This is a genomic window from Methyloversatilis sp. NSM2 (assembly GCF_038066675.1).
GTDB classification, from domain to species: Bacteria; Pseudomonadota; Gammaproteobacteria; order Burkholderiales; family Rhodocyclaceae; genus Methyloversatilis; species Methyloversatilis discipulorum_A.
In genome coordinates this window covers 412,245-434,254 of the sequence record NZ_JBBUKV010000001.1, presented here as the reverse complement: position 1 = coordinate 434,254, position 22,010 = coordinate 412,245, and the positions used below count along the sequence as shown (strand labels likewise).

The following is a 22,010-nucleotide window of genomic DNA, read 5'->3' as shown; positions in this document are numbered from 1 at the left end:
GTCGTCGGTTCAGCTGCCGGACACGCGTCCGAGCAGCAGGAATTCCATCAGCGCCTTCTGTGCGTGCAGGCGGTTTTCAGCTTCGTCCCACACCACCGAGTGCGGGCCGTCGATCACGTCGGCGCTCACTTCCTCGCCGCGATGCGCCGGCAGGCAGTGCATGAACAGCGAGTCGGCCTTGGCCACCTTCATCATGTCGGCATCGACCTGCCAGTCGGCGAAGGCGGCACAGCGTGCTTCGTTCTCCGCCTCCCAGCCCATCGAGGTCCACACGTCGGTGGTGACCAGGTCGGCACCGCGCGCAGCGTCCATCGGGTCGGCAAAGCACTCGTGGTGGCTGCCGGCCACGCCCACTTTTTCCGGCTCGACTTCGTAGCCGGGCGGGGTCGAAATGTTCAGCTTGAAGTCGAAAATCTCGGCCGCCTGCATCCAGGTGTGGCACATGTTGTTCGAATCGCCGATCCACGCCACAGTGCGGCCCGACAGGTCGCCGCGGTGCTCGATCCAGGTGTAGATGTCGGCCAGCACCTGGCAGGGGTGGTACTCATTGGTCAGGCCATTGATCACCGGCACGCGCGAATTCGCCGCGAAGCGCTCGATGATGGTCTGTTCGAAGGTGCGGATCATGACCACATCGCACATGCGCGAAATGACCTGGGCCGCGTCCTCGACCGGCTCGCCGCGGCCGAGCTGGGAGTCGCGCGTGTTCAGGTAGATCGCACTGCCGCCCATCTGGTGCATGCCGGCTTCGAAGGACAGGCGCGTGCGCGTGCTCTGCTTCTCGAAAATCATGACCAGCGTGCGGTCCTGCAACGGCCAGTACTGTTCGTAGCGCTTGAACTTGTCCTTGATCCAGCGGGTGCGCGCGAACACGTAGTCGAGCTCTTCGCGCGTCAGATCCTTCAGTTGCAGAAAGTGTCTGGGTTCAGTCATTTCATGCGGCGAGCTGAGCGCCCGCGAGGAAGTTGCGGATGATCGGCGACAACCGGTCGACCAGCTCGCGGCTGTCGGCGTCGGTGAAGACCAGCGGCGGCACGAGCCGGATGGTGCTGTCGGCGGTGACGTTGATCAGCAGACCGGCTTCGAGTGCCTGACCGACCAGCGCGCCGCAGGGGCGGTCGAGTTCGATGCCTATCATCATGCCGGCACCGCGGATGTCCTTCACGCCCTCGACGTCTTTCAGCGCATCACGGAAGCCGGCGCGGATCGCGTCGCCCTGACGCACGGCATTGCCGCGCAGATCGTCGCGTGCGACGACGTCGAGCGTGGTCAGCGCGGCGGTGCAGGCCAGGGGATTGCCACCGAAGGTCGAACCGTGGGTGCCGGGTTTGAAAACACCGGCTGCCGGCCCGCGCGCCAGGCAGGCGCCGATCGGCACGCCCGAGCCCAGGCCCTTGGCCAGCGTCATCACGTCCGGCTCGATACCGGCGTGCTGGAAGGCGAACCAGCTGCCGGTGCGACCGATGCCACACTGCACCTCGTCGACCATGAACAGCCATTGCTGCTCGTCGCACAGCGTACGCAGCTCGCGCATATAGGCCAGGTCGGCGGCGTGGATGCCGCCCTCGCCCTGCACCGGCTCGAACAGCACGGCGACGATGTTGCGCGTGTGCTCGGCGATCGCGCGCACGGCGGCGATGTCGCTGAATGGCACCCGGTGGAAGCCCGGCGTCAGCGGCTCGAAACCGGCCTGTACCTTGCGGTTGCCGGTGGCCGACAGCGTCGCCAGCGTGCGGCCGTGGAAGGCGTGCTCCATCACGATGATGCCCGGCAGTTCGACGCCGCGCTGGTGGCCGTACAGACGGGCGAGCTTGATCGCCGCCTCGTTGGCTTCACAACCGGAATTGCAGAAGAACACCTCGTCCATGCCGGACAGTTCAGCCAGACGGTCAGACAGCTTTTCCTGCGCCAGAACGCGGTACAGATTGGAGCAGTGGATCATTTCCGCCGCCTGCCGCGACACCGCCTGAACCAGATCGGGGTGACCGTGGCCCAGCGTATTCACGGCAACACCGGCCATCGCGTCGAGGTATTCGCGACCGTTCTCGTCATACAGCCGTACGCCCTTGCCGTGGGTGAAGGCGACCGGCTGGCGGCCGTAGGTATTCATCAGATGCGTCATCGAAACAGCTCCGTGACCCTGCTGCCGCATCAACGGCGCGCCAGCTGGCGGCGTGATGCGGAAAACGAAAAAAGCACGGCGGCTCGCGCCGCCGTGCTTGATGAGAGAGCAATTTTAGTTCAAAGCCCGCGCGCTGTGTAGCAGGCGCCGCTCATGTTGCGGCGCACATTGTCACCTCGCGCAGCAGACGACACAGCAGCAGAGCCGCCCGCCACCGGGCCCGCAGCGGGCAGCGAAAATCCGTTGCGGCAGGGACTTAGCCGACCCGGCGGGCGGCGCCGGGCCCGATCTGAGGGTCTGGCACAAAGCGTGCTAACACCGAGCAGCCCATATAGATCTGCCGCAGCTTGCGTTCGGCCTCTTCGGCGCTGGCACCGGGTATGGACAGGTTGTCGATCAGCACGCCGCCTCGCGTGCGGATCCTGAAACCGAAGCGGGCCATCTGAGCCCGAGGCGCCGGAGACGACACACTGCCAAGTACTTTGGACTGCCTGGATCTGAGGCTGGAATTGAGCATAAAGCGCCGTCTCCTCATAGGGATAGCGCGAGTATAGAAACAGAACATTAGCTTTACAACAGCTAAACCTTGTTTTTAAAGATAAAAAAGAGCCCTGTTTTACCGCTATAACTGAGTGAAGCACCACCCCGGCTGCGCCGCACCCCCTGCCACGTGCGGCGCGGCCGGATCGAACACAGAACTGCCCGAGGCCACAGACCCGAACATGAGCGCGATTCCGCATGTACACGACGGCGACGCCGCAGCCCCTCTCCCGCCCGCAAACGACACCCTGGTGCGCAAGCAGATGGACGACCCGCGCCGCGCGCGCAGTTTCACCATCATCGGAGCCACGAGCAAGGGCCGCACCTTCCGCCCCAGCGACTGGTCCGACCGCCTGTGCGGCGTCATGTCCTCGTTCGGCAGCCAGCGCAAGATGCGCTATTCACCGTACGTGCGGCCGGGTTGCTGGATCACCGGCGAAAAATGCGTGTTCGTCGATGCCCGCCTGTATGAACTCGAACCGCTGGCCTACAACTTCCTGATGCATTTCGCGCGCGACAACGATCTGCGCGTGGACTACGAGACCGGCGCCGCAGAGATCTGAATCCCTGTCGGCGTGCGATCCGGACGCAGGGCGGACGCCGTCCGGAATGCGTCCGCCCCGCACCTGCACCGACGAGCAGGACGAAAGGCGCCTTTCTGGCTCGGTGCACGGCAGATATGGACAATAAAAAAGCCGACTATCGGGTCGGCTTTTTCATTGCTGCGGCCCGTACGGCCGCGGGCGGGTCAGGCTGCGGAACTCAGGCCGCGGCGCCCATCGCCTTGATCGCACCGGACAGACGGCTCTTGTGGCGAGCTGCCTTGTTCTTGTGGATGATGTTCTTGTCGGCGATGCTGTCGATCGTCGTCTGGGCCTGCACGAACACGGCTTGCGCAGCTGCCTTGTCGCCGGCCAGGATGGCCTTGCGAACGTTCTTGATGGCGGTGCGCAGCTCCGAGCGCTGGCTCATGTTGTGATCACGACGAACGTTCGCCTGACGGGCGCGCTTGCGTGCTTGTGCGGAATTGGCCATGTTCTTGCGGTTGGGTGTTCGGGAAAACGCGCGAGTATACGCACTAAGGGTTGCCGGCGCAAGACCCTGTTCGGCGCATCGCGTAGCCGACAGCCCGCACGGCTCTGGTAAGGTGCGCGCTGTCTCTCCATACGCATCGCCTGATGAATCTGCTTCGTGCACTCGCGACCGTCAGCAGCATGACGCTGCTGTCGCGCATCCTCGGCTTCGTCCGCGATTTCTTCATCGCCCGGGCCTTCGGCGCCGGCGCCGCCACCGACGCCTTCTTCGTCGCCTTCCGCCTGCCCAACCTGCTGCGCCGCATGTTCGCCGAGGGCGCCTTCTCGCAGGCCTTCGTGCCCATACTCGGCGAATACCGCAACCGGCGCGGCGTCGACGACACGCGGGCACTGATCGACCATGTCGCGACCCTGCTCGCCCTGGTGGTCGCTGTCGTCATGGTGATCGGCATCGTCGCCGCGCCGCTCATCATATATATATCCGCCCCCGGCTTTGCCGCCGACGCCGACAAGTTCGACCTGACGGTGACGCTCACCCGCATCACCTTCCCCTACATCCTGTTCATGTCGCTGGTCGCCATGGCCGGCGGCGTGCTGAACACCTTCAGCCGCTTCGCGATTCCCGCCTTCACGCCAGTACTGCTCAATCTGAGCTTCATCGGCATGAGCCTGTTCGCCGCGCCGTATTTCGATCCGCCGGTGCTGGCACTGGCCTGGGCGGTATTCATCGGCGGCGCGCTGCAGCTGGCGTTGCAGGTGCCGGCGCTGATGCGCATCGGCATGCTGCCGCGGGTGCGGCTCGACCTGAAGGACCCGGGCGTACGGCGCATCTTCAAGCTGATGCTGCCCGCCATCCTTGGTGTGTCGGTGTCGCAGATTTCGTTGCTGATCAACACCATATTCGCGTCCTTCCTCGAAAGCGGTTCGGTGTCCTGGCTCTACTACGCCGACCGTCTGATGGAATTCCCGGCCGGCCTGCTCGGCGTGGCGCTCGGCACGATACTGCTGCCCTCGCTGTCGCGCAGCCACGCCGACGGCAATGGCGGCGAGTTTTCGGCGCTGCTCGACTGGGGTCTGCGGCTGACGCTGCTGCTCACGTTGCCGGCGGCACTCGCCCTGGGCCTGCTGGCCACACCATTGATCGCCACGCTGTTCCACCACGGGCAGTTCACCGCGCACGACGTGCTGGCGACGCGCGAGGCGCTGCTCGCTTACAGCGTCGGCCTGACCGGACTGATTCTGGTGAAGGTGCTCGCACCTGGTTTCTATTCGCGGCAGGACATCCGCACACCGGTCAAGATCGCGCTCGGCGTTCTGGTGCTGACCCAGTTGATGAACCTCGTTTTCATCGGTCCGCTGGCGCACGCCGGCCTGGCCCTGTCGATCGGCCTTGCGTCGCTGGTGAACGCCGGCTTCCTCTACCACGGCCTGCGCCGCATCGGCGCCTACACGCCGGCGCCTGGCTGGCGGAGCTTCTGGCTCAAGATGCTGTCTGCACTTGCAGCGATGGGGCTGGTGCTTTACTTCGGCGCCCAGGTGCCGGGCGACTGGCTGCAGATGGGCACGCTCAGCCGTATCCTGCACCTGGGCTGGCTGGTGCCGGCTGGCGCCGGCGCCTATTTCGCCGTGCTGTTCGCACTGGGTTTCCGGCTGCGCGACTTTTCGCGTCGCGCGGCGTCCTGAACGAGGAGCTGACTAGATGAAATTGACGAGCAACACCTTCGCCGACGGTGCCCGCATCCCGGGCAGCAACGCGTTCTGCATTCCGGACGGCAAGGGTCACGCGCAACTTGGCGACAACCGCAACCCGCACCTCGCCTGGTCCGACCTGCCGGCTGGCACGCGTTCGCTGGTGCTGATCTGCCACGACCCCGACGTACCGACCCGGCCGGACGACGTGAACCAGGAAGGTCGCACCGTGCCGGCCTCGCTGCCGCGCTGCGACTTCACGCACTGGATACTGGTCGACCTCGCGCCGACCGGCGAAATCGCCGAAGGCGAGTTCTCGTCGGCGGTGACCGCCTGCGGCAAGCCCGGTCCGGCCGGCCCGCGCGGCACCCGCCAGGGCATCAACGATTACACCGCCTGGTTCGCCGGCGACGCGCAGATGACCGGCGACTACCACGGCTACGACGGCCCCTGCCCGCCGTGGAACGACGAGATCGTCCATCACTACGTGTTCACGCTGTACGCGCTGGACGTGGAACGCCTTCCGGCAGACGGCCGGCTTACGCTGGATGTCGTGAAGCAGGCGATGCAGGGCCACGTGCTCGGCCAGGCCAGCCTGACCGGTCTGTACGCGCTGAACCCTTCAGTCCGCTGCTGAGCGCTTTTGCAGATAGGCGGCCGCCAGCACGGCGGCCATCAGCGCCCAGCCCAGCGCCTGCGGATTGCGCCAGTCGACAAGCCAGGCGATGACACTGCCGGCCACAGCAATCAGCGTGAAGACGCGTGCCTCGGGCAATCGCGGCATCACGTCGAAACCGGCCCAGCGCGCAGCCAGACCGAACTGCACGGTCGGCAGCACGAACAGCAGGAAGGGGAAATCGCGGTAGCGACCATCGACCGCGAGCAACAGGCCGCCGGTGGCGAGGCCGAACAGCAGCACGCGCACGGCGAACGCCATCGCAGCTCGTGCGCGACCGGTCATCACGAAGGGCAGCAGCGCCCACGCCAGACCGCCGGCCAGCGCAACCGCGCCCATGGCCAGCCACTCCGCGGGATTGCGGCAGGCGAGCGACAGGTATTCCCACTGCAGCCATCCGATCAGTCCTGCCAGTGCCCCGGACAGCGCGTAGGCCGCGGCAGCGCCGGAGCGACGCACGCGTGCGGCCAGCACGATCAGCACGCCGAGCGCCAGCCCGACCGCGCCGGCAGTCAGCGGCGTGGCACCGTCGTCGCGTGCGGCCAGCGCGCCATGCCAGCCGAACTTGGCGTGGCCGTGCGAATCGAGCACTCCCCAGTAACCGCCGACGGTGCCTTCGAGCAGGCGCTTCCACGGCTGGTCATAGGCTTCGATCACGTTGTACTGCCAGCCGCGCGCCTGTGCCGCAAGCAGGAATTCGCGCAGATAACGCGCCTGCTCGATCAGCCCGGGCCGAGCGCCGTCGCGCTGCTTGCCCAGACTGGGCCAGCCGGTCTCGCCGATCAGCAGCGGCTTGCCCAGTTCGGCCGCCATCGTATCCATCACCGCCGTCACATGCGTGATCGCGTCGTCGATCGCCCGCGGCTCGTCCTCCCAGTAGGGCAGGATGTGCACGGTGGCGAAATCGACGCTGGCCGCGAGTGAGCGGTGCTTGAGCCAGAACTCCCAGACGTCGGCATAAGTCACCGGCACCTCGGTTTCGCGCTGGGCACGCTCGATATAGCGGCGCATCGCATCCTCGGTCTGCTCGCGGCGCAACAGCACCTCGTTGCCGACGATAAGGCCGCGCACCACGTCGCGGTGGCGGTTGGCCAGCGCGATGGCCTGCGTCAGCTCGATGTCGTTCTTCTTCAGGTCGCCGCCTATCCAGGCGCCCACCAGCACCTTCAGTCCGTGGCGACCGGCCAGCTCGGGCACGGCGTACAGCCCCTGATCGACCGAATACAGACGCACGCAGTCAGTGATGCGCGCCAGCCGTGCGAGGTCGGCGTCGATGCGCTCGCGGCTCACCTGGAAATCGGGAATCAGCGGCGATTCGCCCGGCCGGTAATAGGGTGCGTACGACACGCACTGCAGACGGGCCTGGTCCGGCGGCACGTCGGCCAGCGGCTGCGGCTGGTTGGCGCGCCAGATCCAGAACGCGATCAGCGCCAGCGCGATCAGATGCACCAGCGCATAGCGCGCCCAGCGCGGCGCGCGGTTCAGCGGTTCCATCATCGCGTCAGGCTGCCTGTGTCGCCGACGCTGCCGGCAGCGGCTTTTCCGGCAGCTGGGCGATGAACTGGCAGGCCAGCGCGGCGATGTAGGGCAGCGACTGCAGGCCCAGCATGGTCACCCACAGCAGCACCTCGACGCTGTCGCTGCCGCGCATGTAGAGCATGGCGCTGGCGGCCCCAATGAGCGACAGCAGCAGGTACATCTCCTCGCGTATCGGCTGGAAGAACTTGGCCAGACCGCCCTCCGCCTTGCCCTTCGCGGTGCGCAGGAAGACACCGCGCTTGTGCGTGATACCAGCGATGATGCCGCGCGCGATCGCGTGCGACAGGCCCAGGCTCACCAGCGACGCGCCGGCGATGTCGGCCCACGGACAGTCCATCGCGCGGCGGTACAGGATAGGCCCCATCGCCGCCTTGGCGACCAGCAGGCCGAGCACCGGCGCCAGCATGATGGTGACCGGCAGCGAGAACATCTTCGGCCAGATCAGCATCGCGGCCGTCCAGCCGATGGCGCCCAGCGCGAACAGGAACTGCAGCGCATCGCCGAACCACGAGAACCAGCCGGTAATGAAGTGATAGCGCTGGCCGGCGGTGAGCTTGCTCTTGCCAACCAGCGCCTTCCAGTGACCCTTCATGATCTGCATCGCGCCGAAAGCCCAGCGGAAACGCTGCGACTTCAGTGCGGCGAAGCTGGACGGCGTCAGACCGCGGCCGAACACGCGGTCGATGTAGCGCAGTTCGTCGCCGTTCTCGAGCAGGCGCAGCCCGAGTTCGGTGTCCTCGCAGATGCACCATTCCGACCAGTTGCCGGATTCCTCCAGGCGCGAGCGGCGCACCAGCGTCATCGTGCCGTGCTGGATCAGCGCATTGCGCTCGTGGCGATGGTGCATGCCGATGCGGAAGAAGCCGTCGAATTCCCAGTTGCACATGCGCTTGAAGAAATGGCGTTCCCACTCGCGGTGCGCCTGCGGTGCCTGCACGACGGCCACCTTGGGGTCGCGGAAATGCGGCACCAGCGCGCTGAGCCAGTCGGTGGTCACGACGTAGTCAGCGTCGACCACGCCGACTACGGCGGTGCGCGGGTCGATCTGTTTCATCGCGAAATTCAGCGCGCCGGCCTTGAAACCCGGCCACTGCGGCAGATGGAAGAAACGGAAGCGCGGGCCCAGTTCGGCCATGCGCGCCTCGACCGGCTTCCACAGCGCCTCGTCCTTCGTGTTGTTGTCGACGACGATGACTTCGAAGTTCTGGTAGTCCATCGCCGCCAGGCTGTCGATGGTGGCGATCACCATTTCCGGCGGCTCGTTGCAGCAGGCCAAGTGCACCGACACGAAGGGCTGCTGTTCCGGCGGCAACGGCTCGGCCGGTTTGTAGGCGCGGCGCCAGCGCGGCTTGAAGAACACTTCGGCGAATTCGAAACCGTTGGTCAGCAGCACGCCGGCCGTCAGCACGACGCCGAACACCAGGCCGATCAGCGCGGTGAGATCGCGCAGCGTGAAGTAGTAGTCGGCCGGCAGGCGCGCTGCAATGACGATGGCGGTGACGCAGGACTGCACCAGTATGCACATCCACAACTGGCCGCCTATGCTCATGCCGCGCTGCGCCAGGCAGAGCAGCAGCATCGGCACCAGCGCGAACACGGTGGCGATCAGCGCGTCGTCTATCCAGCCACTGTTCGGATCCACGCTGCCTTCGAGCGGGAACTTCAGTTGGCGGTCGGCGTTGAACACGCCCCAGTAGGCGCCTGCCCAGCCCTCGATGTCGATCTTCCAAGGCTGGTCGTAGGCCTCGATCAGGAAGTAGTCGAGGTTCTTGCACAGCGCGCGGTAGAGGAATTCGCGCACGAAGCGCGCCTGGTTCTCTTCCGACGCGACCGCCGCCTGTATGGTCGGCCCCTTGCTCGGCCAGCCTATTTCGGAAATCAGGATGGAGCGGCCGGGGAAGGCGTCCAGCAGCTCCTGGTAACGCGCCATCGCGTAGTCGACCGCCTTGTCCACCGGCACGCCCTCGTGATACGGCAGCAGGTGTACGGCAAGGAAATCGACGTGGTCCGCCAGTTCAGGGTTCTTCAGCCAGACGTGCCAGGGCTCGGCGGTCGATACCGGCAGATCGGTCGCGTTGCGCACCTCGTCCAGGTAGGCATACATCTCTGGGAAGGTCAGGTCGTCGCGCAGCAGCACCTCGTTGCCGACGATGATGCGGTCGATGTTCTCGTGCAGCCGGGCGTCTGCCAGCACGGCACCGATCTCGCGCCGGTTCTTCACCTTGTCGCGGTCCAGCCAGGCGCCGGCGGTCACGCGCAGTTCGTTCTGCCCGGCCAGATCGGACACCTCGGGGTTCTCGGTCGAGTTGTAGGTGCGTACCCGGTGAGCGATGCCGCCGAGCTGCTTCATGTCCTGCTCGATCTCGGCGTAGCTCGGATACACGCCCTTGAGCGGCGTCTGGTCACGCCGGTAGGGGCTGTAGGAAAAGCCGTCGATGTAGTCCAGCGGCTCGACCACGCTGACCGGACGGTTCATCACCGCCCACAGCGCGAAGTGCACCGCCGCCACGCCACCTGCTATCAGCAGGGCGATCATGACGCGGGCAAGGGAAATCTGTCTTTTCATGCGAGATCGGTGTCGGTCGTCCGGCTGGGCCGGGCGCAGCGTTTCCGGTAAGGTGAGGACTGCGGCCGGTCACCGGATGACGGTGTCGATGCTGCAGCGCGGCGATGCTAACACAGCGAAAATCCGCGGTTCGCCCGTGACGGAAAGTGCCTACAGATGAATACCCCGATGCCCACCTCTTCCCTTGCTGTCGACCTGCGCAAACGCCTTGGCTGGCTGCTGCTCATCGCGCTGACGGTGGTCGCCGCGGCCAGCGCCGGCCTGCGCTACGGCCTGATGGAATCCGACCTGCTGCACGGCCTGTGCGCCGGCGGCGCCGACGACTGGCGCTGCCTCGTGCGCCGCATTGCGCCTCAGCTGTTCATGCAGGAGCGCATCGGTCTGTTCGCGCTGGCAGTCGGCGCGTTCGCACTGTTTCTGCGCCACGCCTTCGTGGCGCGCCTCGCCGTCGTCGCGGGTGCGGCCGGCCTGGTGCTGTACAGCGCCGATTTCGCCGCCGTCGGCCTGCTTGCCGGAATGCTCGTGCTGCTGGCGCGCGCGCCGGCCTCTGTAAACACTGCGTAAATACAATGTCCCGAATTGTCCGGATCGCCCACCGCGCGGGCGCGAGCCGCTAAGCTGAAGGGCATGAACGGACACCCACCGAAACCGCGCATCCTGGTGGTCGACGACGACCCGGATCTGCGCGATCTGCTGCGCGACTACCTCGGCAAGCAGGACATGGACGTGCGCACCGTCGGCGACGGCGACGCACTGCGTCTCGCACTCGAACGCGACGGCTGCGACCTGCTCATCCTCGACGTGATGCTGCCGGGCGACGACGGCCTCGCGCTGTGCCGCGAAATCCGCGCGAAATCCCGCCTGCCCATCCTGATGCTGACCGCGCGCGGCGACGAACTGGACCGCATCATCGGCCTGGAGATGGGGGCCGACGACTACCTGCCCAAGCCCTTCCATCCGCGCGAACTGCTGGCGCGTGTGCGCAGCATCCTGCGTCGGGCACCGGAGCACCCGGATGGCGACGGCAGCGTGCGCGGCCTGAAATTCTCCGGCTGGACGCTGGATCTCGGCGCCCGCCATCTGGTCGACGAGGCCGGCGTCGTGACGCCACTGTCCAGCGGCGAATTCCGCATGCTCAACGCGCTGGCCGAGAACGCCAATCGCGTGCTGTCGCGCGACCAGCTGATGGACGTGCTGGCCGGCCGCGACGCCGGTCCCTTCGATCGCACGGTGGACGTGATGATCAGCCGCCTGCGCCGACGGCTCGGCGATGACGGCCGCGAACCGCGCATCATCCGCACACTGCGCAACGAGGGCTATGTGCTGAACGGCCCGGTGGAGAAGCTGCTTTGACATGGGCGTCGCGGCTGCTGCCGCGCACGCTGTTCGGGCAGATTCTGTGCGTGCTGCTGGGTGGCCTGCTGCTCGCCAACGCGCTCGGACTGTGGCTGGTGGTCGAGGACCGCGTGCGCCTGTCGCGGCAGATGCGCAGCGACTACGCCGCGACGCGGCTGGCCGAGTCGGTCGCCCTGGTCGACGAGACGCCGGCGGCCGGCCGCGAGCGGCTGCTGCGCATGCTCGAAAGCCCGAGCACGCGGCTCTCTCTCGATGAGCCCTGGTATGACGACGCGAAGGCGGTGCCGGACGATTTCGACGCCTTTGCACAACGCGTCGGCGATCGGCTGGACAGGCGCTTCGAACATCAGGTGGTGAGGCGCGAACAGCCCATGCTCACCCCGCGAGGCGACGCACACCCGCTGCGCCCGCCACCCCCGCCCCCGCCCAAACTGGCGCGACTGCTGCCAGCGCCACCGGCGATCGACGTGTCGACGCAGGCCAGGCTGAGCGACGGCAGTGTGCTCACCTTCCGCTACTCACCGCCGCCCCCGCCGGTAGACCGCCCGTTGCGCATCATCGTCGGCCTGCTGCTGGTTGCCATCGTGGTGAGCGTGCTGTCGGTGTGGGTGGTGCGCCGCCTGACCCGTCCGCTGGCGATGTTCGCCCGCGCCGCCGACGGACTGGCGCGCGATCTCGATCAGGCGCCGCTCGATACCGGCGGACCGCGCGAGGTGGCCGGTGCGGCCCAGGCCTTCAACCGCATGCAGGGCGCGCTGCGCGCGCTGATACAGACGCGTGCCCAGGCACTGGCCGGCGTGTCGCACGACCTGCGACTGCCGATCACCCGCGTGCGGCTGCGTCTTGAGCAGTTGCCGGACAGCCCGGTACGCGAAGCGATCGAGCGTGACCTGGCCGAGATGGAAACGCTGATCGACGATACGCTGGCCTTCCTGCGCGCCGGCGACAGCTCGGAAAGCGCCGCGCCGACCCGGCTCGACGCGCTGGTCGAGGGTGTGGCCGACGATATCGCTGCGCTGGGTGCGGACATCGAGGTGAGCGGCAGCCTGGCGCAGCCAGTCTTGCTGCGCCCGGCGCTGACCCGCCGCGCACTCGCCAACCTGATGGACAACGCACGCCGCTACGGTGGTGGCCGCGTCCGCGTGACGCTGTCGTCGGCCGACGGAGAAGCGCGGATAGACATCGACGATGACGGACCGGGCATACCCGAAGCCGAACTCGAGCACGTATTCGAACCCTATGTGCGCCTCGAAGCATCGCGCGCCCGCCACACCGGCGGCAGCGGACTGGGGCTGGCCATTTCGCGCGCCGTCATCCGCGCCCAGGGTGGCGAGGTAACGCTGTCGCGCCGCGCCGAGGGCGGCCTGCGGGCGCGCGTCGCGCTGCCCTTGCAGGGCCGGAAGCCGGCCGGTTAAACCGGCCGGCGGTGACGGGTCGATCGCATTTCCTGTGCGCGCGGCCGGCTGACCGCGACAGCGCCCTCAACGATCGCGCGCGGAATTCCGTCGCTCATCCCACCGCAAGACGCGCTCCGCTCAGTTCCTCGCCTGCAGCGCCTGTACCGCCGGCGGATAGTTCTGCCCGGCCGAAGCGCGCAGCCAGCGCAGCGCCTCGTCCGCGTTGCGCGTCTGCCCGGCGCCGGTGTCCAGCATGACCGACAGCGCGTACTGCGCCTCCGCCTCGCCCTGCTCTGCCGCGACGCGGAACAGCCGCGCCGCCTCCGCCAGATTGCGCTGCACGCCGCGGCCGGCTTCATAGGCCCAGGCCAGCCGCGTCACGCCGCGCACGTCACCGAAGTCGGCCAGCTTGCGGTACATCGCCGCCGCGTCGGCGTGCCGGCCCTCAGCCTCGAAACGGCGCGCCTCGGCCAGTTCGCGATCACGGATGCTGCCGCCCTGCGGGTCGTTCAGCGCGGCAAGGTGGGTGGCTGCTTCCTGATCACCTGCGTCGGCCGCCACCTTGAGCCAGTGGCGCGCGCCGTCGATGTCACGCTGGCCGAGCTTGCCGCCCTGTAGCAGAAGACCGAGGCGCAGCGCCGAATTGCGGCTGCCCGCCTGGGCGCCGTTCTCGTACAGGCGACGCGCCTCGTGCGGATTCTGCGGTTCGCCCAGACCGTCCTCGGCGAGGATGCCCAGATTGAACCAGGCCTCGCCGTTGCCACGCTCGGCCAGCGCGGCCCAGATGCGTTTCGCGTCGGCGTAGTGCGCCATCTTGAATTCGGCGTAACCCTTGTACAGCCCCCAGGACGGCTTCTGCACCGCCTCGGCGATGTCGTCGTCGGTGATGGCCCACGCGCTCAGCGGCAGCAGGCCGGCAAGCAGCGTCACGCACAGGCGGCGCAGCGGGCGGGCAAGGGGGAATGCGGACATATCGGTTCTCCAGGGCGGAAGCGCCCGTTCTGCAGGGCGTGCCTGTGACAGGCGCGGCGCAGTCTAAGTTACATCGCGCACTCATGAAGGCCACCTCTTCGGGCATTTTCCATGGCGGGCGTCGAGCTGCGTCCGATTAGCATGCGCGTCTGCGGGGCGCGCCAGAACAGCGTGCAGACCGTTTGCCCCGTCGTCCCACACGGACCGACTTCATGTCCCTGATCTCCTGTGCGTCCTTCGGCGCGCGTGCCCGCCGCGCCCTGTTGCTCGCGTGCTGTCTTTGCGGCACGGCGCTGGCCGGCGAACTCGGCCACGACGATCTCGCCCGCCGCTTCCAGCCGCCGCTGCACGTACAGCCCAAGCTGGCCGACCTGCCGGTCTGGCCGATCACCAGCGAACTCGAACCGGAGGCCGGGCCGGTTGGCTATGTGTTCGAGTCGATCGACCTGGCACCGATACCCGGCTTCGAAGGCACGCCGATGAACCTGCTGGTCGCCATCGACCGCAAGGGTGGCTTCATCGACGTCGAGGTGCTGCGCCAGCACGAACCGGTCTTCCTCAGCGGTCTGGGCGAAGCGCCGCTGAAGGAATTCGTGCAGCAGTACGCCGGCCGCAATCTGAAGCAGGAAATCACCGTTTCGTCGGCCTACGGCAATACGCGCGCCGGCGGCAGCGACAGCCGCGTCGTGCTCGATGGCGTGACCAAGGCGACCGCCTCGGTACGCATCGTGAACCAGACGGTACTGGCGGCCGGCCTCGCGGTGGCGCGCGAGAAGCTCGGCTTCGCCGACCCCGGCGCGCGGGGCCCTGCCGCGCAGGCGCGCGCCGACGTCTTCGACAGGCTGGACTTCGTCACGCTGGTCAAGCGCGGGCTGATCGGCCACCTGCGCGTCAGCAACGCTGAGGCCGAAAAGCTGTTCGCCGGCACCGACGGCGAAGGCGCAGACGACGTCGCGCTGGCCGAACCGGACGCCACGCTGGTCGACCTCTACGTCGGCTACCTGAATGCGCCGACCGTGGGCCGCGCCGTGCTCGGCGACGCCCGTTACGCCGACCTGATGAAGAAGCTGGAAGACGGCCAGCACGCGCTGTGGATCGCCAGCGCCGGCCGCATCGCGATGCTGGACGAGCACTTCGTACCGGGTACGCCGCCGCCCAGTCTGTCGCTGACCCAGGGCGGGCTGCCGGTCGAAATGCGCGATCTGGTGTTCGAGCACCCGGCTCCCGCAGGCGCGCCGGCCTTCAATGCCTCCGGCGTGTTCCGCATCTACGCCCAGGCCGGGCTGGACCCGGCGCGGCCGATGCAGCTCACGCTGACGCTGACCCGCGCCAAGGGCATGATGCTGCCGCGCATCACGCACCAGACCGTGTCCTTCGACTACACGCCGGACGCCGATCTGTTCGTCTATCCGCCGCAACCGCTGCCGGAGTGGCTGGTCGCATGGCAGGGCCGGTGGCCCGACCTCGCAGCGATAGGCGTCGCGCTCGCCCTGCTCTGCGTGGTGCTGGCGAAACCGGACTGGATGGCGCGCGACGCACGGCGGCTCGCGCTGTTCCGCAACGCCTTCCTGCTGTTTACGCTGGTGTTCATCGGCTGGCACGCGCAGGGCCAGCTGTCCATCGTGCAAATCACCGGCGCGATCAAGACGCTGGTCGCCGGCGCCGATCTGTCGAGCTTCCTGTACGACCCGGTGTCGCTGCTGCTGATCGCCTTCACCGTCGCGAGCTTCTTCATCTGGGGTCGCGGCACCTTCTGCGGCTGGCTCTGCCCCTTCGGCGCGCTGCAGGAATTCGTCGCGATCGCTGCGCAGACACTGCGCGTCCCGCAGATCCGGTTGCCGCGGCCACTGGCACGTGCGCTCGACCGCGGCCGTTATGCGCTGCTGCTCGCACTGGTGCTGTCAGCGGCGCTGGCGCCGCGGCTGGCGGAGAGCATGGTCGAGGTCGAACCGTTCAAGACCGCGATCACGGTCGGCTTCGACCGTTCGTGGCCTTACGTCGCCTGGGCGGTCGGGCTGCTGCTGGCAGGCGCCTTCAGCTACAAGTTCTTCTGCCGCTACCTGTGCCCGCTCGGGGCGGCGATGACGCTGGGCGGCAAGCTGCGTCGCCTGGACTGGCTGGTGCGCCGCGCCGAATGCGGCAAGCCCTGTCAGACCTGTCGCCACCGCTGCCAGTACGACGCGATCGAGCGCAGCGGCGACATCCGCTACGACGACTGTTTCCAGTGCCTGGACTGCGTCGGCATCCACGCCGACCCGCAGCGCTGCGCACCGGTGCTGCTGTATGCGAAGAAGGGGCGCACGGTGACGCCGTTCCCCGTTCCGGTGCGGGCGGCGGACGTCACGAACTGAGCGTTCAGCCGCCCTGCTTCCAGCGCTCGGCGGCGCTGTCGTCGGATTCGCGCGCATCGACCCAGCGGCTGCCTTCCGGCGTGTCCTCGCGCTTCCAGAACGGCGCGCGGGTCTTCAGGTAATCCATGATGAATTCGCAGGCGGCGAAAGCTTCGCCGCGGTGACTGCCGGCAACGACGACCAGCACGATGCGATCGGCCGGCTGCAGCGTGCCGACGCGGTGGATCACCCGCACGGCGAGGATGTCCCAGCGTGATTTCGCCTGCGCGACGATGTCCTCCAGCGCCGCTTCGGTCATGCCCGGGTAGTGCTCCAGCGTCATCGCATGCACGCCGGAACCATCGTTCACGTCACGCACCAGACCCGTGAAGGTGGCCACCGCGCCGACGTCGGTACGGCCGGCCAGCAGCGCGTCGATCTCGGCGCCGATGTCGAAATCGGCCTGCTGCACGCTCACACTCATGCTCGTCTCCTCAGTGCCGACTCAGCCGCCGGTGACCGGCGGGAAGAAGGCCACTTCGTCGCCGTCGGCGACCACGGCATCCGGCTCGGCCATGCGCTGGTTCACTGCTGCGCGCAGGTTCTTCATCTGCGCGAGCTTGTCCCAGTCGCCGCCGCGGCCGGCGATCAGCGCACGGACCGCGGTCAGCGTGGTCGCGCTCTCGGACAGTTCGATCGTTTCGCCGGGCGAACCCAGCGCTTCGCGCAGTGCGGCGAAATAGAGCACCTTGATCTTCATGGTTTTCAATAAAGCAGGGATTCGAAGGACAGGAAGGGCACGGTGTCGCCCCGCTTCACCACCTGGCCGGCGGCGATATCGGCAAGCCCGCTGCCCCACACGGTGGAGGTCAGCACGCCCGAACTCTGGTTCGGAAACAGTTCCAGCCCGCCGTCGGCGTTGCGGCGCACGCGCAGGAATTCGCGCCGGCGGTCGGGGCGCGGCCAGTCGAAATCGGCGCGCACCATGAATGGCTGCGCGGCAACGTCGGCCACGCCCATGCGACGCAGGATGAAGGGGCGCACCAGCAGCAGGAAGGTGACGAAGCTGGACACCGGATTGCCGGGCAGGCCGAGGAAATCGGCATGACCACCGTCGGCGCGCTTCACATGGCCGTGCGCCAGCGGCTTGCCCGGCTTCATCGCGATCTTCCAGCTGTCCAGTCCACCTTCGGCGGTCAGCGCCGGCTTGATGTGGTCTTCCTCGCCGACGCCGACGCCGCCGCTGGTCAGGATCAGGTCGCAGTTCGCCGCGGCCTCGCGGAGCGCGGCACGGGTGGCGTCGAGCCGGTCCGGCACGATGCCCAGGTCGAGCACTTCGCACCCCAGCGTTTCGCACAGCGCGCGCAGCGTGTAACGGTTGGAGTTGTAGATGCCACCCGGCGGCAGCGGCTCGCCCGGCATGACCAGTTCGTCGCCGGTCGAGAACAGCGCGACGCGCGGCCGGCGTACCACCGGCACGTCGGCCAGTCCGATCGACGCGGCCAGTCCGACTTCCTGCGCGCGCAGCCGGGTACCGGCGGCGAGCACCACATCACCCTCACGGATGTCCTCGCCGGCGCGGCGTATCCACGCACCGGCCTTCGGTATCTCGTCGAAGCAGACGCCGGCCTCCGTCGTACGTGTCGACTCCTGCATCACGATGGCGTCGGCGCCCGGCGGCACCGGCGCGCCGGTAAAGATGCGCGCGCAGGTGCCGGCGGCCAGCGGCGCACCGACATGACCGGCCGGAATGCGCTGGCTCACCGGCAGGCAGCAGCCGGCCGCATCCAGATCGGCCAGACGCACGGCGTAGCCGTCCATGCTGGAGTTGTCGTGCGGCGGCACGGTGAGCGTCGACCGCTGGTCGGCGGCCAGCACACGGCCGGCGGCGGCGAAGGTCGATACGGTCTCGGTATCGGATATCGGGCGCGCTGCGGACAGCAAACGATCGACCGCAGCGTCCAGCGAGAGCATTTCGTTCATCTGAATCCCTGGTGGCGAAGGATGAAGCCGGCGATGGCTTCCACGTCATTCAGGTCGAGCCGGGGCAGCGGAAGTTCCATCGACTCGTCGGTGGCGACCGCCACCACATGCGGATTGTCCGGATACATCAGCGGCCGGCCGTAGGACGGGCGGTGGATTTCCAGCTTCGGGATCGGCGAGGCCTTGTAGCCCTCGACCAGCAGCAGATCGCAGTCGCCCATCGCGGCGATCTGCTCGTCCAGTGTCGGTTCGGGACGGCCGCGCAACTCGTGCATCAGCACCCAGCGGTTGTTCGACACCAGCATCACTTCGGTGCAGCCGGCTTCGCGCAGGCGGTGCGAATCCTTACCCGGCTTGTCGATGTCGAAGCCAGCGTGCGCGTGCTTTATCAGCGACACGGTCAGCCCCTCCAGCACGAAGTGAGGAATCAGCTGCTCGATCAGCGTGGTCTTGCCGGAACCGCTGTAGCCGGCAAATCCGAAAACTTTCATGGGGTGGGCGGGCGCGGGAAAAACGCGATTATCGCCCGGAAGCGGGCCGGGCTGGCGGACCACGTCCGGAAACCGGACCTGAGGAGGTCGATCTCCGGACGCCGCCGGCCGGATGGAACGGTCGTGGCGCAGACCGCTCAGCCGGCGGTTCAGCCGTTGTTGCGGATGCGGGCAACCAGTGCGGCGGTGTACTCCTTGGTGCTGGCGCGGCCGCCCAGATCGCCGGTGCGGACGTTGTCGATGTTCAGCGTTTCCGACACCGCCTTGCGGATGCGGTCGCCCTTGTCCTGCATGTTCACGTGGTCGAGCATCAGCGCGGCGGCCAGCACCAGCGCGGTCGGATTGGCGATGCCCTTGCCGGCGATGTCCGGTGCCGAGCCGTGCACCGCTTCGAAGATGGCCGCGTCGGCACCGATGTTGGAACCGGGCGCCATGCCCAGGCCGCCGACCAGGCCGGCGGTCAGGTCGGACAGGATGTCGCCGAACAGGTTGGTGGTGACCAGCACGTCGAACTGCCAGGGGTTCATCACCAGCTTCATGCAGCAGGCGTCGACGATGACCTGTTCGAACTGGATCTTGCCCTTGTAGCGCTCCTCGTACATCTGCTCGGCCGTCTCCAGGAAGATGCCGGTCAGCGCCTTCATGATGTTGGCCTTGTGCACCACGGTCACTTTCTTGCGGCCGAGCGCGATCGCGTGTTCGAAGGCGTATTCAAGGATGTGACGTGCGCCCTGGCGGGTGTTCACGCCGGTCGACATCGCCACCGCGTGCGGGTCGCCCTCGATCGGGATGAAGTGCTCGTAGCCCATGTACAGGCCTTCGAGGTTCTCGCGGCAGACGATGAGGTCGATGTTGTCGTAACGGCCACCCGGGATCAGCGTGCGCGCCGGGCGGATGTTGGCGTACAGCTTGAACTCCTCGCGCAGGCGCACGTTGATCGAGCGGAAACCGCCGCCGACCGGGGTTTCCAGCGGCCCCTTCAGTGCCAGCCGGGTACGGCGGATGCTGTCCAGCGTCTTGGCCGGCAGCGGGTCGCCCTCGTTCTTCAGCGCCCCCATGCCGGCAGGCATCTCTTCCCACTCGAACGGAGCCCCCACCGCTTCGAGCGCCGCCAGCGCGGCTTCCATGATTTCCGGTCCGATGCCGTCACCGGGGATCAGTGTGGCGGGGATTTTCTGCGCGCTCATTCGGGGGTCTCCTGTAATGGTTCATTGTCCCCGGACCGCGTCACCGGGTTGGCGACGCATCCGGAAATGTCCGGCCGCTGAAGCAAGAAACCTGCCTCGGCTTCGGGTCTGCCGGCCGACCCTGTATTCATCCGGCTTGCACCGGTTCGAGCTTGCGCCAGACCGTGGCGCCGCCGCTGGCCTTGTCGATCTCGGCCAGCACGCGTTCGTGTTCGGCCCGTTCAGCCTCGCTTGCCTGCACCCGGCGCAATGCACCACGCGGGCGCGCCGCCGCGGCAGCACGCACCGCGGAGGTCTCCGGTTCGAGGTCGATGATCAGGCTTTCCTGACCCCGGGTCATCGCCAGATAGACCTCGACCAGCAGTTCCGCGTCGAGCAGCGCGCCGTGGAACTCACGGTGCGAGTTCTCGATGCCGAAGCGCTCGCACAGCGCGTCGAGGTTGGCGCGCTTGCCCGGGAACATGTCGCGCGCCATGCGCACGGTATCGATCGCCGGCCACGCGCAGGTTTCGCGCAACGGCGGCCGGCCGACGATATTCAGTTCGTTGTCGAGGAAGCCGACGTCGAAGGCTGCGTTGTGGATGACCAGTTCCGCGTCGCGCACGAAATCGACGAACTCATCGACCACGTCGCGGAATTTCGGTTTGTCGGCGAGGAAGTCGGTGGTGATGCCGTGCACCGCCACCGCGCCCTCCGGCACCTCGCGCTCCGGATTCACGTACATGTGCAGCCGACGGCCGGTGCGCTTGCGCCCGACCAGTTCGACGCAGCCGATTTCGATCAGCCGGTCGCCGTTCTGCCACTCCAGTCCGGTGGTTTCGGTATCGAGGATGATCTGGCGAATCATGGGGAAAGGCGGCTCCTTGAGGCGGGCCGGATTGTACCGGCCAGAACTTGCAGTTCGCTGACAGCGATCAACGACGGGCCGGGATGGCGTCCCGCGCCAGCCGGTCGGCGCGTTCGTTCTCCGGGTGACCGGCGTGACCCCTCACCCATTTCCATTCGACCTGATGCACGCCGGCCGCGGCGTCGAGCGCCTTCCACAGGTCCACGTTCTTGACCGGATCGCCGCCGGCCGTCTTCCAGCCCTTGCGCTTCCAGCCGTGTATCCACTCGCTGATGCCCTTCTGCACGTACTGCGAGTCGGTATAGACCACCGCGCGCACCGGTTTCTTCAGTGCGTTCAGTGCCTCGATCACCGCCATCAGTTCCATTCGGTTGTTGGTGGTCGACAGTTCGCCGCCCGACATTTCCTTCTCGTGCGCGCCGCTCTTCAGCAGCGCGCCCCAGCCGCCCGGGCCCGGATTGCCGCTGCAGGCGCCGTCGGTATAGATGATGACTTCTTCCAATGAATGCTCCGTATTCGAGGTGGCGGTGCGTCACTGCCCCGCCGCCTTGTCCTTCTGCGCACGCGGGCTGACGGTTGCCAGCGCGCGCGCGGCCGCCCGGCGGTCGCGCCAGGTCGGCATGATGAGACGCATGCCGCGCACGCGCTTGATTCCCTGCAGCACGTAGGTGCCACCGAGAAAGGGCCACCAGCGATCGCCGGCAGTTTCCATGAAGTGCCAGCGCGCCAGCCATTTCTCGCTGAGTACCGGCGGGCAGTAACAGCCGAAGCAGCCGGCCTGGGTGTCCAGGCTGAGCAGCTTGAACCAGTCGCGCAGGCGCGGCACCGACAGCCAGTCGCCATTCCACGGGAAAGGGTCGCGCTCGCGCAGGCGCCGTCGCGCCCCCCACAGGCTGAACGGATTGAAGCCGGTCACCAGCACCTGCCCCTCCGGCACCAGCACGCGTTCGACCTCGCGCAGCACCGCGTGCGGATCGCTGGCGAATTCGAGCACGTGCGGCAGCACGACCAGATCGACACTGGTCGCCGCAAACGGCAACTGCACCGGATCGCAGATCAGCGCCCGCGGCGGGCCCGGCTTCGCGTCCTCGCAATAGAGCTTGAACGGCATCCGGTTGGCGCGCAGGTAGTCGTGTTCCAGCAGCCCGATCTGCACCGCGTTGTAGCCGAACACGTCGGCCACGATCTGGTCGACCCGCGCGTGCTCCCAGCGCTGGACATACTGTCCCTGCGGCGTGTCCAACCATTCGTGCAGACCGGGAATCGACATGGGCAAGAGGC

The 22,010-nt window shown here is 67.3% G+C and carries 22 protein-coding genes; 7 read left to right on the top strand and 15 right to left on the bottom strand.

The features are described 5' to 3' along the window. Positions 1 to 9: 9 nt before the first annotated feature. The 3 genes from argF to WJU27_RS02005 all read right to left on the bottom strand — a co-directional run bounded on the left by argF (position 10) and on the right by WJU27_RS02005 (position 2,564). On the bottom strand, positions 10 to 933 hold the full coding sequence (gene argF, locus WJU27_RS02015) for an ornithine carbamoyltransferase (RefSeq protein WP_341420977.1): 924 nt from the start codon (positions 931 to 933) through the stop codon (positions 10 to 12). 1 nt (position 934) lies between these two features. Then, entirely contained in the window at positions 935 to 2,122 is a 1,188-nt protein-coding gene (locus tag WJU27_RS02010) for an aspartate aminotransferase family protein (protein WP_341420976.1), read from the bottom strand. A 256-nt stretch (positions 2,123 to 2,378) separates the two neighbouring features. Beyond that, a complete protein-coding gene (locus WJU27_RS02005; RefSeq protein ID WP_020165217.1) occupies positions 2,379 to 2,564 on the bottom strand; it encodes a hypothetical protein in 186 nt (61 codons plus the stop codon). Positions 2,565 to 2,844: 280 nt separating this feature from the next. Here WJU27_RS02005 and WJU27_RS02000 point away from each other — a divergent pair, with 280 nt between their 5' ends. Further along, positions 2,845 to 3,225, top strand: a complete 381-nt coding sequence (locus tag WJU27_RS02000; protein ID WP_020165218.1) for a DUF3579 domain-containing protein — start codon at positions 2,845 to 2,847, stop codon at positions 3,223 to 3,225. 199 nt (positions 3,226 to 3,424) lie between these two features. Here WJU27_RS02000 and rpsT read toward each other — a convergent pair whose 3' ends face one another. Then, a complete protein-coding gene (gene rpsT, locus WJU27_RS01995) occupies positions 3,425 to 3,697 on the bottom strand; it encodes a 30S ribosomal protein S20 (RefSeq protein ID WP_019917602.1) in 273 nt (90 codons plus the stop codon). A 143-nt stretch (positions 3,698 to 3,840) separates the two neighbouring features. Between rpsT and murJ the strand changes: the two genes are divergently transcribed. Continuing rightward, entirely contained in the window at positions 3,841 to 5,379 is a 1,539-nt protein-coding gene (murJ, locus tag WJU27_RS01990) for a murein biosynthesis integral membrane protein MurJ (RefSeq protein ID WP_341420975.1), read from the top strand. A 16-nt stretch (positions 5,380 to 5,395) separates the two neighbouring features. Then, the gene (locus tag WJU27_RS01985; RefSeq protein WP_020165220.1) at positions 5,396 to 6,022 is read left to right on the top strand and encodes a YbhB/YbcL family Raf kinase inhibitor-like protein; all 627 of its coding nucleotides are present in this window, start codon (positions 5,396 to 5,398) and stop codon (positions 6,020 to 6,022) included. On the opposite strand, the gene WJU27_RS01980 is transcribed toward WJU27_RS01985, so the two are convergent. Continuing rightward, positions 6,008 to 7,558: a glycoside hydrolase family 17 protein gene (locus tag WJU27_RS01980; RefSeq protein WP_341420974.1), complete on the bottom strand. Its 1,551-nt coding sequence runs from the start codon at positions 7,556 to 7,558 to the stop codon at positions 6,008 to 6,010. The genes WJU27_RS01985 and WJU27_RS01980 overlap by 15 nt on opposite strands. A 4-nt stretch (positions 7,559 to 7,562) precedes the next feature. Further along, positions 7,563 to 10,136 (bottom strand): glycosyltransferase, encoded by a 2,574-nt coding sequence (locus WJU27_RS01975; protein WP_341421614.1) that lies wholly within the window; start codon positions 10,134 to 10,136, stop codon positions 7,563 to 7,565. Between the two features lie 198 nt (positions 10,137 to 10,334). Between WJU27_RS01975 and WJU27_RS01970 the strand changes: the two genes are divergently transcribed. The 3 genes from WJU27_RS01970 to WJU27_RS01960 all read left to right on the top strand — a co-directional run bounded on the left by WJU27_RS01970 (position 10,335) and on the right by WJU27_RS01960 (position 12,937). Then, positions 10,335 to 10,730, top strand: coding sequence for a hypothetical protein (locus WJU27_RS01970; protein WP_341420973.1), 396 nt, complete (start codon positions 10,335 to 10,337; stop codon positions 10,728 to 10,730). A gap of 63 nt (positions 10,731 to 10,793) precedes the next feature. Then, positions 10,794 to 11,519 (top strand): response regulator, encoded by a 726-nt coding sequence (locus tag WJU27_RS01965; RefSeq protein ID WP_304029511.1) that lies wholly within the window; start codon positions 10,794 to 10,796, stop codon positions 11,517 to 11,519. Beyond that, entirely contained in the window at positions 11,516 to 12,937 is a 1,422-nt protein-coding gene (locus WJU27_RS01960) for an ATP-binding protein (protein ID WP_341420972.1), read from the top strand. Before WJU27_RS01965 ends, WJU27_RS01960 begins: the two co-directional genes overlap by 4 nt. Positions 12,938 to 13,057: 120 nt before the next feature. Here the strand turns inward: WJU27_RS01960 and WJU27_RS01955 are convergent, their stop codons facing one another. Further along, positions 13,058 to 13,891 (bottom strand): tetratricopeptide repeat protein, encoded by an 834-nt coding sequence (locus tag WJU27_RS01955; RefSeq protein WP_341420971.1) that lies wholly within the window; start codon positions 13,889 to 13,891, stop codon positions 13,058 to 13,060. Between the two features lie 212 nt (positions 13,892 to 14,103). Here WJU27_RS01955 and WJU27_RS01950 point away from each other — a divergent pair, with 212 nt between their 5' ends. Next, a complete protein-coding gene (locus tag WJU27_RS01950; RefSeq protein ID WP_341420970.1) occupies positions 14,104 to 16,242 on the top strand; it encodes a 4Fe-4S binding protein in 2,139 nt (712 codons plus the stop codon). Positions 16,243 to 16,246: 4 nt separating this feature from the next. Here WJU27_RS01950 and moaE read toward each other — a convergent pair whose 3' ends face one another. The 8 genes from moaE to WJU27_RS01910 all read right to left on the bottom strand — a co-directional run bounded on the left by moaE (position 16,247) and on the right by WJU27_RS01910 (position 21,999). Next, on the bottom strand, positions 16,247 to 16,705 hold the full coding sequence (moaE, locus tag WJU27_RS01945) for a molybdopterin synthase catalytic subunit MoaE (RefSeq protein ID WP_296812480.1): 459 nt from the start codon (positions 16,703 to 16,705) through the stop codon (positions 16,247 to 16,249). Between the two features lie 21 nt (positions 16,706 to 16,726). Then, positions 16,727 to 16,981 (bottom strand): molybdopterin converting factor subunit 1, encoded by a 255-nt coding sequence (gene moaD, locus WJU27_RS01940; protein ID WP_020165229.1) that lies wholly within the window; start codon positions 16,979 to 16,981, stop codon positions 16,727 to 16,729. 5 nt (positions 16,982 to 16,986) lie between these two features. Then, a complete protein-coding gene (locus tag WJU27_RS01935; RefSeq protein ID WP_341420969.1) occupies positions 16,987 to 18,204 on the bottom strand; it encodes a molybdopterin molybdotransferase MoeA in 1,218 nt (405 codons plus the stop codon). Continuing rightward, a complete protein-coding gene (mobB, locus tag WJU27_RS01930; RefSeq protein ID WP_341420968.1) occupies positions 18,201 to 18,695 on the bottom strand; it encodes a molybdopterin-guanine dinucleotide biosynthesis protein B in 495 nt (164 codons plus the stop codon). Before mobB ends, WJU27_RS01935 begins: the two co-directional genes overlap by 4 nt. A 149-nt stretch (positions 18,696 to 18,844) precedes the next feature. Further along, entirely contained in the window at positions 18,845 to 19,882 is a 1,038-nt protein-coding gene (locus WJU27_RS01925) for an isocitrate/isopropylmalate family dehydrogenase (protein ID WP_341420967.1), read from the bottom strand. 127 nt (positions 19,883 to 20,009) lie between these two features. Then, positions 20,010 to 20,729, bottom strand: a complete 720-nt coding sequence (dnaQ, locus tag WJU27_RS01920; RefSeq protein WP_341420966.1) for a DNA polymerase III subunit epsilon — start codon at positions 20,727 to 20,729, stop codon at positions 20,010 to 20,012. A 67-nt stretch (positions 20,730 to 20,796) separates the two neighbouring features. Then, a complete protein-coding gene (gene rnhA / locus WJU27_RS01915) occupies positions 20,797 to 21,231 on the bottom strand; it encodes a ribonuclease HI (RefSeq protein ID WP_341420965.1) in 435 nt (144 codons plus the stop codon). 30 nt (positions 21,232 to 21,261) lie between these two features. Continuing rightward, positions 21,262 to 21,999, bottom strand: coding sequence for a class I SAM-dependent methyltransferase (locus tag WJU27_RS01910; RefSeq protein WP_020165235.1), 738 nt, complete (start codon positions 21,997 to 21,999; stop codon positions 21,262 to 21,264). Between the last annotated feature and the right edge of the window lie 11 nt (positions 22,000 to 22,010).

Excerpts from the sequence above, each read along its gene's own strand:
- argF (WP_341420977.1), bottom strand. The coding sequence starts at position 933 with ATGACTGAACCCAGACACTTTCTGCAACTGAAGGATCTGACGCGCGAA.
- WJU27_RS01950 (WP_341420970.1), top strand. The coding sequence starts at position 14,104 with ATGTCCCTGATCTCCTGTGCGTCCTTCGGCGCGCGTGCCCGCCGCGCC.
- WJU27_RS01980 (WP_341420974.1), bottom strand. The coding sequence starts at position 7,558 with ATGATGGAACCGCTGAACCGCGCGCCGCGCTGGGCGCGCTATGCGCTG.
- WJU27_RS01935 (WP_341420969.1), bottom strand. The coding sequence starts at position 18,204 with ATGAACGAAATGCTCTCGCTGGACGCTGCGGTCGATCGTTTGCTGTCC.
- WJU27_RS01925 (WP_341420967.1), bottom strand. The coding sequence starts at position 19,882 with ATGAGCGCGCAGAAAATCCCCGCCACACTGATCCCCGGTGACGGCATC.
- mobB (WP_341420968.1), bottom strand. The coding sequence starts at position 18,695 with ATGAAAGTTTTCGGATTTGCCGGCTACAGCGGTTCCGGCAAGACCACG.
- WJU27_RS02010 (WP_341420976.1), bottom strand. The coding sequence starts at position 2,122 with ATGACGCATCTGATGAATACCTACGGCCGCCAGCCGGTCGCCTTCACC.
- WJU27_RS02000 (WP_020165218.1), top strand. The coding sequence starts at position 2,845 with ATGAGCGCGATTCCGCATGTACACGACGGCGACGCCGCAGCCCCTCTC.
- WJU27_RS01910 (WP_020165235.1), bottom strand. The coding sequence starts at position 21,999 with ATGTCGATTCCCGGTCTGCACGAATGGTTGGACACGCCGCAGGGACAG.
- WJU27_RS01955 (WP_341420971.1), bottom strand. The coding sequence starts at position 13,891 with ATGTCCGCATTCCCCCTTGCCCGCCCGCTGCGCCGCCTGTGCGTGACG.
- WJU27_RS02005 (WP_020165217.1), bottom strand. The coding sequence starts at position 2,564 with ATGGCCCGCTTCGGTTTCAGGATCCGCACGCGAGGCGGCGTGCTGATC.
- moaE (WP_296812480.1), bottom strand. The coding sequence starts at position 16,705 with ATGAGTGTGAGCGTGCAGCAGGCCGATTTCGACATCGGCGCCGAGATC.
- WJU27_RS01975 (WP_341421614.1), bottom strand. The coding sequence starts at position 10,136 with ATGATCGCCCTGCTGATAGCAGGTGGCGTGGCGGCGGTGCACTTCGCG.
- WJU27_RS01965 (WP_304029511.1), top strand. The coding sequence starts at position 10,794 with ATGAACGGACACCCACCGAAACCGCGCATCCTGGTGGTCGACGACGAC.
- WJU27_RS01985 (WP_020165220.1), top strand. The coding sequence starts at position 5,396 with ATGAAATTGACGAGCAACACCTTCGCCGACGGTGCCCGCATCCCGGGC.
- murJ (WP_341420975.1), top strand. The coding sequence starts at position 3,841 with ATGAATCTGCTTCGTGCACTCGCGACCGTCAGCAGCATGACGCTGCTG.
- moaD (WP_020165229.1), bottom strand. The coding sequence starts at position 16,981 with ATGAAGATCAAGGTGCTCTATTTCGCCGCACTGCGCGAAGCGCTGGGT.
- rpsT (WP_019917602.1), bottom strand. The coding sequence starts at position 3,697 with ATGGCCAATTCCGCACAAGCACGCAAGCGCGCCCGTCAGGCGAACGTT.
- dnaQ (WP_341420966.1), bottom strand. The coding sequence starts at position 20,729 with ATGATTCGCCAGATCATCCTCGATACCGAAACCACCGGACTGGAGTGG.
- WJU27_RS01970 (WP_341420973.1), top strand. The coding sequence starts at position 10,335 with ATGCCCACCTCTTCCCTTGCTGTCGACCTGCGCAAACGCCTTGGCTGG.